This window comes from Microbacterium sp. SD291 (genome assembly GCF_017355365.1).
Taxonomy (GTDB): Bacteria; Actinomycetota; Actinomycetes; order Actinomycetales; family Microbacteriaceae; genus Microbacterium.
In genome coordinates this window covers 24,584-35,377 of sequence record NZ_JADIJR010000032.1, presented here as the reverse complement: position 1 = coordinate 35,377, position 10,794 = coordinate 24,584, and the positions used below count along the sequence as shown (strand labels likewise).

The window sequence follows — 10,794 nt, the reverse complement described above, 5'->3', positions numbered from 1 at the left end:
CAGGTGGGGCCGCCGCGGGCGTGTTCGATCACGTGGTGGATCTCGCACCATTCGGCGGGGACGTGGCAGCCGGGGATCAGGCATTCCTTGTCGCGGGCGATGATCGCCCGGCGCTGGTGGATGGTGAACACCCGGTCGGTGGTGGTGATCCCCACGATCCGGCCTTCATCGAACAGGACCCGCTGGATCGTGCCCGTGCAGGCGGTGTGCGCGGCGACGGACACGGGGATGGGAGTGGCGTCGCCTCCGACGCTCGCCCACCCGGTCCCGGCGGCGAAGTCCTTCGCGTCGACGTGCACGACGAGGGTGGGGGCGGCGCCGGCGAGGGAGGGCATGTCCTGATGCCTCGCCGCGATCCCGAGCGCCGCAGCCAGGGCGTCGTGGCGTTTCTGCCCGGGGGTGCGGGGGTCGATCACGTTCCGGTGGTCGGTGTTGAACCGGTCCTCGCCGTCGCCGTCCCCTTCGCCTTCGCCTTCTTCGTCGTCTGGTTCTTCGTGGAAGGCGACGCCGGGGTGGGGTGGTCCTCCGACTTTGGGGTTGTTCTGCGCGTCGATGATGAGCTGGAGCTGTGCGGCGGTGTCGGGGAGGAGGTTGCCGCGGATCGGGTGCAGGCCGTTCCGAGGCCGCCCGATCGACAGGTACCGGCCGTTCTGCGCGTTGCGGTCGTTCGGCTCCGCCCCGTCCGGGTCCAGCACCGCCGCGACCTCGGACGCGAACAGGCGCAGATCATCCGGCGTCGCCGGCGGACCGGCCGTCTCGGCTCCCGCCGCGTCAAGGTCGTCGCCGTCGGTCCCGTCGCTGTCGTGGTTATCGGAGTCGGCTGCCGGCAGATGCTGCCCGCGGGCGAACCCGGCGAGCATCTCATCCGCGGCCAACCGGTCGGCGTTGCCGATCCGGTTCCCCGCCCGCTCCAGCGGGCCGGTCGCGGCGAGCAGCCCCGCGACCCCGACCGCGCCGTCCAGCAGCGCCTCCCGCAGCGCCGGATACCGGGCCGGGAGTCGCTCGCCGGAAGTGACGCTGACCTCCCGGTGCACCGCATCCGCGGCCTTCACCACCTTGGCCGCACCCGGCGAGTCCGTGAGGAGAGCCCGTTGCAGGAGCTCGTTCAGGTTCCGGCATCCGAACCCGTTCGCGAAGTCCACATCCGCGCTCGCGACGGTCTCCACGACCACCGCCTCCAGCAGCCGCAGCGCCTTCCCCGCACCGAGTAGGACGGTCAGCTTCTCGGCATCCGACAGGGTGCCGACCGCATCCGCACGAAGCATCCCGGCGAGGTCGGAGACGACCCCATCGAGGACTGCCGCGGTGCTGTTCATATCCTCCATTCTGGTGAGGGCCACCGACATTCCGACCCCGGAATCGGCCAGGTCAGCGAAACTTTCTGAACAATTTTCACGGGTGCTTTCGGAGTGCGTGATGCGCTCCTAGCGGATGCGTTTCGTCTCGCCCCGCTCGCTCAGCGACCGAAGGTGCTCCCGCTTGCGCAACGACCGGCGAGAGCCACCGAAGGAGACCTACTCCGCCAGCAGCAGCTGCACCAGCCGGCCGAGTTCCTCGCTGCCGGCATGACGAAGCTGCGCGGGATCCTGACCCGACATCGCACCGCGCACCGTCATGCCCTCCCACATGATGATGAGCATTCGCGCTGCGGACTCCGCCGGCAGCCGGAGTTCCAGATGACCGGCAGAGACGATGTCTGTGATGATCTGAGCGATGCTGGCGACCATCTCCCGCTCCTGCTGCAGATAGGCGGCGCCGAACTCGCTGTCTCGGAGGGCGCGGATGCGGATCTCGCTCATCAGCATCACGCCGAGACGGTCGTCGCCGCCCGCGTCCATGACGTCGCGCACGAGGATCACCGGATCGCAGCCTTCGGCGAGCGCACCGGATGCCGCCATCTCCTCGACCCGCGCGCGCACGGCGCTGACGCGCTGCTCGGCGACGCTGCCGGCGAGCATGAGGAACAGCTCGTCCTTCGATTCGAAGTTCGAGTAGAACGCACCGCGCGTGAAGCCGGCGCGCTCGCATACGGCCTCCACAGTTGCGCCGTCGAGGCCGACCTCGGCGAACACCTGGGCTGCGGCGTCGAGCAGCCGGGCGCGCGTGTTCTCGCGGCTGCGGGTTCCGGGCGTCGTCATCGATCCATCATTCCACTCGGTTCCTGAGCCTGCCGGAGGACTCACACCGCGCACACAGGCTCTCGCGGCTGGATCAGCCTACGATACATCTATGTATCGGATACATCTGTGTATCCGACTGCCCTCGAAGGAGCCGCGTGTCCACTCTCCTGTCCTCGCTCGGGCGCTGGTCGTACCGTCACCCCTGGCGGGTCCTCGTCTCCTGGCTGCTGGTGCTCGGCATCGCGGGCTCCGGTGCGGTGCTGCTCGGCGCCGGCACCGACAACACGTTCTCTATCCCCGGCACCGAGTCGCAGGCCGGGCTCGAGCAGCTGTCACGCTCCTTCCCGCAGGCGAGCGGCACGAACGCCCAGTTCATCGTGGTGGCAGCCGACGGCGACAGCGTCACGGATGACGATTACCGGGAGCACATCGAGGATGCGGTGGACGGCCTCGCCGACCTCGACGGCGTGCTGGCCGTCACCTCTCCGTATGACGAGATGGTCAAGGGCATGGTCAACGACGACGGCACCGCCGCGATCGTGCGCCTGCAGTTCGACGGACAGGCGTCCGACGTCTCCACCGAGACGAAGGATGCGCTGAACAGCGTGGTCGACGACCTCGCGGGCACCCTCCCCGACGGCTCGCAGGCGTCGCTCGGCGGCGACCTCTTCGCGATGTCGATCCCGGGCGTGACGCTCACCGAGGCGGTGGGCCTGCTGATCGCGCTGCTCGTCCTGATCGTCACGTTCCGCTCCTTCGTCGTCGCGGGCCTGCCGCTGCTGACCGCCATCCTCGGTGTGGGCATCTCGATCGCCGGGATCTTCATGGCGACCGCCTTCGCGACCGTCTCGTCGACGACTCCGCTGCTGGCGCTGATGCTCGGGCTCGCGGTCGGCATCGACTACGCGCTGTTCATCATGGCGAGGCATCAGGACCAGGTCCGAGACGGGGTCGAGCCGGAGGAGTCCGCCGCCCGCGCGGTCGGCACCGCCGGATCCGCCGTCGTCTTCGCCGGCATCACCGTGCTGATCGCCTTGATCGGCCTCGGCTTCGCCGGCATCCCGTTCCTCACGACGATGGGAGTGGCGGCATCCGTCGCCGTGGCCATCGCCGTGGCGATCGCCGTCACCCTCACGCCCGCACTGCTCGGCTTCATGAAGGGCAAGGTCGTCGGACGTCCCAAGCGGATGCCGAAGGCGAAGCAGAACAAGGCGCCCAAGGTGCGCCGTGCGTTCAGCGACCGCTGGGTCACGGGTGTCGCGAAGCGTCCCGTCCTCGTGTCGCTCGCCGTCGTGATCGGCCTCGGAATCGTCGCCGTCCCGGCACTCAGCCTGAACCTCGCCCTCCCGAACGCCGGCGTGCTGCCCAAGGACTCGCAGGCACGCGAAAGCTACGACCTGGTCGCCGAGGAGTTCGGTCCCGGGTTCAACGGCCCGCTCATCCTCACCGGCACGATCGTCACCTCGACCGACCCGCTCGGCCTGATGGAGGACCTCGGCGACGCCGTCGCGAAGATCGACGGCGTGAAGGAGGTCGCGCTGGCGACCCCGAACGAGACGGCCGACACCGGCATCGTGCAGATCATCCCGGAGACCGCTCCCGACGACCCGGCCACCGCCGACCTCGTCCGCGAGCTGCGCTCGCATCACGACGAGTGGCTCGACGAGTTCGGCATCGACCTCAAGGTCACCGGCTTCACCGCCGTCGCGATCGACATCTCCGACCAGCTCGGCAATGCCCTGCTGCCGTTCGGCGTCTTCGTGATCGGCCTCTCGCTGATCCTGCTGACCATCGTGTTCCGCTCCCTCTGGGTGCCGCTCACCGCCGCCCTCGGCTACCTGCTCTCGATCGTCGCCGCGTTCGGCATCGTCGGTGCGGTTTTCGAATGGGGCTGGTTCGCCGACGCTCTCCACGTCGCGAAGGTCGGTCCGATCATCAGCTTCATGCCGATCATCCTGATGGGCGTGCTGTTCGGGCTCGCGATGGACTACCAGGTGTTCCTCGTCTCGCGCATGCGGGAGGACTTCGTGCACGATCCCGCCCTTCGACAGGCTCAGGGACCCAGCGCTGATGATCGCGACGCCAGGCGCGCGGCCGCCCTTCGCGCGGTGCGCAGCGGCTTCACCGGCTCGGCCAAGGTCGTCACCGCCGCCGGCCTCATCATGTTCGCCGTGTTCGTGGCGTTCGTCCCCGAGGGCGACTCCTCGCTCAAGCCGATCGCGCTCGGCCTCGCCGCCGGCATCGCGATCGACGCGTTCCTGGTGCGCATGACGCTGATCCCCGCACTCATGGCGATCCTCGGCGAGCGCGCGTGGCAGATCCCGGCCTGGCTCGAGCGGATCCTGCCGAGCGTCGACATCGAGGGCGAGGCGGTGGAGCGCGAGCGCCATCTGGCAGGGTGGCCGGGCGACGAGTCGGTGGTCGCAGCCGACGACCTCGTGATCGCGGATGCCGGAGTCGACGGCCTGCACGTGCGGCTCGCCCCCGGCGGATCCGCGGTCATCACCGGCGCTGCTCCCGGCGCGCTCCGGGCGATCGCCCTCGCGGTCGCGGGACGCCTGACACCGGACGACGGACGCCTCCGCGTCGCAGGACACCTGCTCCCGGCCCGCGCCGCCTGGGTGCGGGCGCACGTCGGTGCGGTGATCGTGACGGATGCCGGCGCCCCGGCATCCGAGCTCACCGAAGCCCTGCGCGGGCGCCCCTCGGTCGTCGTGATCGACGGCGCCGACCGGCTCTCCGCCGCGGCGCACGATCAGCTCGCCGCGCGCCTGCGCGATGCGGATGCCGGCACCGCTGTGCTGCTCACCGCCGTCTCCACGGCGCCGGCGCTCGCGCTCCTGTCGTCGGCCCGCCGCGGCCCCGTCGACGTGATCCCCCCCCCCCACCCCGGCAGCGCAGCTGACGCAGACACCGAATCCACCACGACGACCGAGGTGACCGCATGACCCTCCCTCTCGAGCGCGCGCGCTCCCGCAAGCCGATCACCTGGCTGACGATCCTCGGCATCCTGCTGCTCCCCGCCGCGATCGGCGGCATCCTCGTCGCCGCGCTCCAGAACCCGACCGAGCGGCTCGACTCGATGACCGCCGCGATCGTCAACCTCGACGAGCCGGTGACCATCGACGGGCAGCTCACGCCTCTGGGCCGCCAGCTCGCCGCAGGCCTCGTCGAGGGTTCGGACGAGCTCGACTCGAACCTCACCTGGGTGATCTCGAACGAGGATGATGCGAAAGAGGGACTTGCGGACGGCTCGTACCAGGCCGTGATCACGATTCCTGAGGACTTCTCCGCCGCGGCGACCTCCGCCGGCCAGGCGATCGCCGACGGCGGCGGCGCCGCGTCGGAGAAGGCCGAGCAGGCCACGATCCAGGTCGCCACTCCGGAGGACGGACTGGTCGCCGACGATCTCATCACCGGCCAGATCGCGTCGGCGGCGGCGTCGACCATGGGCACGATGCTCAGCGAGGCGACGATGGACAACGTGCTCGTCGGCTTCACCACGATCGGCGACCAGATCGGCGACGCGGCGGACGGAGCCCTCGAGCTCGCCACCGGCGCGCGGGATGCCGCCACCGGCGCCGCTGCGATCCCCGACGGCGCGACCCAGCTGGCCTCCGGCGCCGCAGAACTCGGCACCGGCGCGTCCTCGCTGGCCTCCGGTCTCGACACGATCGCAGGAAAGACACGCGAGGCTGCGGGTGGGGCCGCGCAGATCGGATCGGGCCTGACGGACGGCGCAGCAGCCCTCGCGGCGAACGGCCTCGTGCCGGACCTGCTCTTCCAGGGCGCCGGCGGAGCAGCACAGCTCACCGGCGTCGTGTCATCCGGCGTCTCGGGCCTCTCCGGGCAGCTGACCTCGCTCGTGGCCGACTGCCAGGCCGCGGCGACCCCGGAGTTCTGCGAGAAGCTGCTCACGGCCTCGCAGACCGCCACCGGACTCGTCACTCCGGCAGCCCAGGCCTCGGACGCCGCGGCCGGCACCTCGGCCGGGCTCACCCGCTTCGACGCCGAGGCATCGGCGACGCTCGCCGGGCAGATGCGCGAGGCCGGATCCGGCGCCTCGACGCTCGCTGCGGGCCTGAACCAGCTCGCCTCCGAGGGCATCGGCCAGTCCGCTGCTGGCGCACGACAGCTCGGCGGAGGTGCGGATCAGCTCTCCGGCGGTGCGACCGATCTCGCGACCGGCGCCTCCGAGCTGGCCACCGGACTCGACGCCCTCGCGACCGGGACCGGCGACCTCGCCGGAGGCCTGCGCACGGCATCCGACTCGCTCCCCTCCTTCAGCGAACAGGAATCGACGTCCCTCGCCTCCGTGATCGCCGATCCGGTGACGTCGGATTCGTCGATGGACACGATCTTCGGCCCGACCGCGATCCCTCTGCTCGCGGCTGTCGTGCTGTGGTTCGGCGGACTCGCCTCGTTCGTCGTGATGCGCGCGCACACGGAGCGCACGCTGACCTCGCGCCGATCCTCCGCGGGCCTGGCACTGCGAGCGTTCGCCCCGGCAGCGCTCATCGGCGCCGGGCAGGGCGTGCTGGTCGCGTTGATCGTGCAGATCGTCGCGAGCTATGACGCGGCGACGTGGTGGGCGTTCGCCGGAACCGCGGTGCTCGCCGGTGTCGCCTTCGCGGCGGTGAACCAGGCGCTGGTGGCCGTGTTCGGCGGCATCGGCCGCTGGGTCAGCGTGCTCGTCGGCGTGCTGGCCGTCGCGACGGGGCTGATCTCGACCGTGCCGGGGTGGCTCGCAGGGCTCGCCGCAGCGCTGCCGACGGCTCCCGCGTTCGCCGGGCTGATCGCCGCGAACGGCGGGGCAGCCGCCGCGCTGGTCGTGTGGGGCGTGCTGTCACTCGTCGTGACGACGCTGATCGTGGCGCTTCGCCGCACGACCAGCGCGAAGACGGTGCTCGCCGCCGCCTGAGCATCCGCTCGGAGGTCGCGTAGAGCATCGCTCGCGGGTCGCCCTGAGCATCCGCTCGCGGGTCATGCTGAGTCTCCCGCCCGCCTTCGCGGGTGGGAGGCACCGCGCCCCGGGGTCCGAGACGCTGCCTCAGCTCAGCTGAGCTCAGCTGAGCTCAGTTCAGCTCAGGCCGGAGTACGCGTGCAGGCCCTTGAAGAACACGTTCACGATCGTGAAGTTGAAGATCACGGCGGTGAAGCCGACGATCGACAGCCATGCCGACGGGTTGCCGCGCCAGCCGCGGGTCGCGCGGGCGTGGATGTAGCCGGCGTAGATGACCCAGATCACGAAGGTCCAGGTCTCCTTGACGTCGAAGCCCCAGTAGCGGCCCCAGGCGTCCTGCGCCCAGATGGAGCCGGCGATGAGCGTGAACGTCCACAGGATGAAGCCGACGATCGCGAAGCGGTACGCCATGCTCTCCAGGCGGTCGGATGCCGGGAGCGTCTTGAGGAAGCCGGGTCCGGTCTTCGCCGCACCCTCGGCCAGGCGCTGCTCGCGGCGCGACTGCATGAGCTGGAGCAGCGACAGCGCGAAGGCGAGCGCGAAGAACGCCGTGCTCAGCGACGCGACGAACACGTGGATGATCAGCCAGATGCTCTTGAGCGGATCCATCAACGGCGTGACGTCGACGTAGAAGTTCGTGGCGGCGAGCCCGAGGAGCACCACGACGAGCCCGGTGATGAACGTGCCGAGGTAGCGCAGGTCGATGCGCGTGAGCACGACGAGGTACACCGCGACGATCAGCAGCGTTCCGATCATCGCGAACTCGTAGAGGTTCGCCCACGGCACGCGCCCGGCATGGATGCCGCGCGTCACTGTGGCCGTGAGGTGGAAGAGCCAGGCGAGCACCATCAGCGACGTGCCGATCCGCGCCATCATGAAGCGCGGGGCCGGGGCGTCCCCGCCGAGGGCCGCGGCCGACGCGCCGGACGAGCCGCGCGCGCCCACGCCGACGAGCTCGGCCTCGCGGACGCTCTGCGCATCCGCCGACACCTGCGAGCGGCGCGCGAGGTCGAAGGCGAAGGCCAGGAAGGACGCGGCGTAGATCGCGATGGCGGTCCACAGCAGCACGGGCGAGATCACATCGAGCTCGAACATGGGGTCAGTCTACTTTCGGGATGTCGGATGCCGAGGGCTCGGGCCCTTCGACAGGCTCAGGGACCGAGTCGGCGGGATCGGGGACCGAGGCGTCGGCGTCGGGATCGGGCGCAGCCGTGACGCCCGCGGTGTCGAGCAGGCGGGCGTGCCCTGCGACGAGGTCGTCGACGGCCGCGGCGAGCGTCGGGTCTTCCCCACGGGCGAGAGCCGCGTACTCGAGAGCCACCGAGTCGCCGTTCGGCGTGGCCTTCACCCAGACCCGGCGGCGCGGGACGAACAGCGCCAGCATGAGCCCGCCGAGCGCCAGCAGCGCGAACACCAGCACCCACACCGATGAGGCGTCGTGGTGGATCTGCAGCGACGCGAACCGCTTGACCGACTCCGAGGCGTCGGTCGCCCCCGCCGGCGACTCGTCCTCGAACGTCACTGTGCCGAACCCGTTCGGGAGGTCGGCGGTCTCTCCTGGCGTCAGCTCGATCGACTCGACGTCGGTGGTGCGGCCGGTCAGCTTCTCCATGCCGGTCGTGTCGAGCACGTACACCGACCGCGGAGTGCCCTCGTTGATGCCGAGGTCGCCCGAGTACACGTCGAGCGTCAGCGTCGGATTGGTCAGGTCGCCGTACGCGGAGAAGAAGGCTCCCGACTCGAGCACGCCCGTCGTCGGGTAGAAGAAGCCGAGCAGACCCAGCTGCTCCGGCATCCCATCCGTCACCTTGATCACGCCGAGCGAGGTGAGGTTGTTGTCCTGCGGCAGGAACGGCACGCTGTTCGTGAACACGACTTCGCCGCCGGCGTTGCGGACCGTGATGGTCGGCGCGTAGCCGTTGCCGAGCAGGTAGATCTTGTCGCCGGCCACGTCCAGCGGATGGTTCACCTTCACCGCGCCGCCGCGCTCCTCGCCGTCCTCCCCAACTGTCACGTTGGCGGAGAAGTCGCCGGCCTGACCCGAGCCGGGCTCACCGAAGGGCTGGTAGGTGACGTCGAAGGTGTCGAGCCGCATAGAGTACGGCGTGAGGGCCCCGTCGCCGACGAAGCGCCCGCGGTTCATCGAGTCGTAGTCGAGCAGGGTGTTCGCGAACGTCTCCCCCTCGACGAGCACCCGCTGCCCGGTGTACGCGAAGCCGCCGCCCACGCCGACCGTGATGAGCACGCCGACGAGGGCGATGTGGAAGAGCAGGTTGCCGGTCTCGCGCCAGTATCCGCGCTCGGCCGAGACCGAGAATGTGCGCGCGCTGTCGTAGCGCTCGACCCGGTACCCCAGCGCCTTCAGCTGCTTCTGCGCGATGTCGATGGACGCCGCCGCTTCCGCCTCGGCATCCGTCCCTTGGGTGGCTGAGCCCGTCGAAGCGCGCTCGACCGCACGGAAGTCCGCGAGCCGCTTGAGTCGGGCAGGGGTGCGCGGCGGGCGGGCCTGCAGCGCCTTCGCGTGGTGCCTGATGCGCGGGATCACGCAGCCGACGAGCGACGTGAACAGCAGCAGGTAGATCGCCGAGAACCACGGCGACATGTACACGTCGAACAGCTTCAGCGAGTCGAGCACCGGGAAGAGGTCGGGGTTGTCGCGCTCCCACTGGGTGACGCCGTTCGGGTCGGCCATCCGCTGCGGGAAGATCGAGCCGGGGATCGCGGCGATCGCGAGCACGAGCAGCAGGATCAGCGCGGTGCGCATCGAGGTGAGCTGACGCCAGCCCCATCGCAGCCAGCCGACGAGGCCGAGCCGCGGCTGGGTGATCGAGTCGTCGCCGTCGATGTGGTCGGACGGACGGAGGGGGTCGCTGGAGTCGGTGCTCACGGCATCCTCGTTCTCGTTCTTGTTCTCGTCGACCCGGGGCTCGGGGATCTCAGAGCGGGAGGATGACACTGCTGATCACCGCCGTCAGCCGGGACATGATGTCGGTCCAGAGCCCGGTCACCATCAGGATGCCGAGGGCGATCAGCAGCACTCCGCCGATGATGTTCACGATGCGGATGTGGCGGCGGAGGAACCCGATCGTCCTCGTCGCCCACCCGAACCCGAGGGCCACCAGCAGGAACGGGATGCCGAGGCCGAGCGAGTACGCGAGTCCGAGGAACCCCGCGCGCACCGGGTCGCCGGCGTTGAACGAGAGCGCGATGATCGCGGCGAGCGTCGGGCCCATGCACGGCGCCCAGCCGATGCCGAGCGCGACGCCGAGCAGCGGCGCCCCGATGATGCCGGCCTTGGAGTCGACGTGGAAGCGGAACTCGCGCTGCGCGAAGCTGAACAGCCCCAGGAAGACGAGCCCCATCAGGATGATGACGACGCCGAGGATGCGCGTCACGAGGTCGCCCCAGCGGATGAAGAAGGCTCCGGCGGTTCCGCCGAGCGCGGTGATGAGCACGAAGACGAGGCTGAAGCCGAGGATGAACAGCAGCACGCCGATCACGAGCCGGCGGCGCCCGGGGACCGTGGCATCCGTCACGCCGTCCCTGGGACGCGGGGCGACCGCTCCCCCGAGGAATCCGAGATAGCCGGGGACCAGCGGGAGCACGCACGGCGAGAGGAACGAGACGAGACCGGCGAGCATCGCGACCGGGATCGCGAGCCAGAGTGCGCCTGAGCCGATGATGGCGTCTGTGTTCACGACACTCCCGCGG

At 70.1% G+C, this 10,794-nt stretch carries 7 protein-coding genes; 2 read left to right on the top strand and 5 right to left on the bottom strand.

Going from position 1 to position 10,794, the window contains the following annotated elements; translation table 11 throughout:
* Together IPV10_RS14405 and IPV10_RS14400 are read right to left on the bottom strand one after the other, a co-directional pair.
* Nucleotides 1-1,316, bottom strand: a 1,316-nt coding sequence (locus IPV10_RS14405) for an HNH endonuclease signature motif containing protein (protein ID WP_207484943.1), incomplete at its 3' end; no start/stop codon positions are given.
* Between the two features lie 198 nt (nt 1,317-1,514).
* Entirely contained in the window at nt 1,515-2,138 is a 624-nt protein-coding gene (locus IPV10_RS14400; RefSeq protein ID WP_207484942.1) for a TetR/AcrR family transcriptional regulator, read from the bottom strand.
* 137 nt (nt 2,139-2,275) lie between these two features.
* On the opposite strand from IPV10_RS14400, the gene IPV10_RS14395 reads away from it, so the two are divergent.
* Nucleotides 2,276-5,068 (top strand): efflux RND transporter permease subunit, encoded by a 2,793-nt coding sequence (locus tag IPV10_RS14395; RefSeq protein WP_207484940.1) that lies wholly within the window; start codon nt 2,276-2,278, stop codon nt 5,066-5,068.
* Nucleotides 5,065-7,041 carry a YhgE/Pip domain-containing protein gene (locus IPV10_RS14390; RefSeq protein ID WP_207484939.1) on the top strand — a complete coding sequence of 659 codons (1,977 nt, stop codon included), beginning with the start codon at nt 5,065-5,067 and terminating at the stop codon, nt 7,039-7,041. Before IPV10_RS14395 ends, IPV10_RS14390 begins: the two co-directional genes overlap by 4 nt.
* Nucleotides 7,042-7,200: 159 nt before the next feature.
* On the opposite strand, the gene ccsB is transcribed toward IPV10_RS14390, so the two are convergent.
* The 3 genes from ccsB to IPV10_RS14375 are packed head-to-tail and all read right to left on the bottom strand — an operon-like array spanning nt 7,201 to nt 10,781.
* Entirely contained in the window at nt 7,201-8,178 is a 978-nt protein-coding gene (ccsB, locus tag IPV10_RS14385) for a c-type cytochrome biogenesis protein CcsB (RefSeq protein WP_207484937.1), read from the bottom strand.
* 4 nt (nt 8,179-8,182) lie between these two features.
* Entirely contained in the window at nt 8,183-10,039 is a 1,857-nt protein-coding gene (locus tag IPV10_RS14380) for a cytochrome c biogenesis protein ResB (protein WP_207484936.1), read from the bottom strand.
* Nucleotides 10,020-10,781: a cytochrome c biogenesis CcdA family protein gene (locus IPV10_RS14375; RefSeq protein WP_207484935.1), complete on the bottom strand. Its 762-nt coding sequence runs from the start codon at nt 10,779-10,781 to the stop codon at nt 10,020-10,022. Before IPV10_RS14375 ends, IPV10_RS14380 begins: the two co-directional genes overlap by 20 nt.
* Nucleotides 10,782-10,794 lie beyond the last annotated feature (13 nt).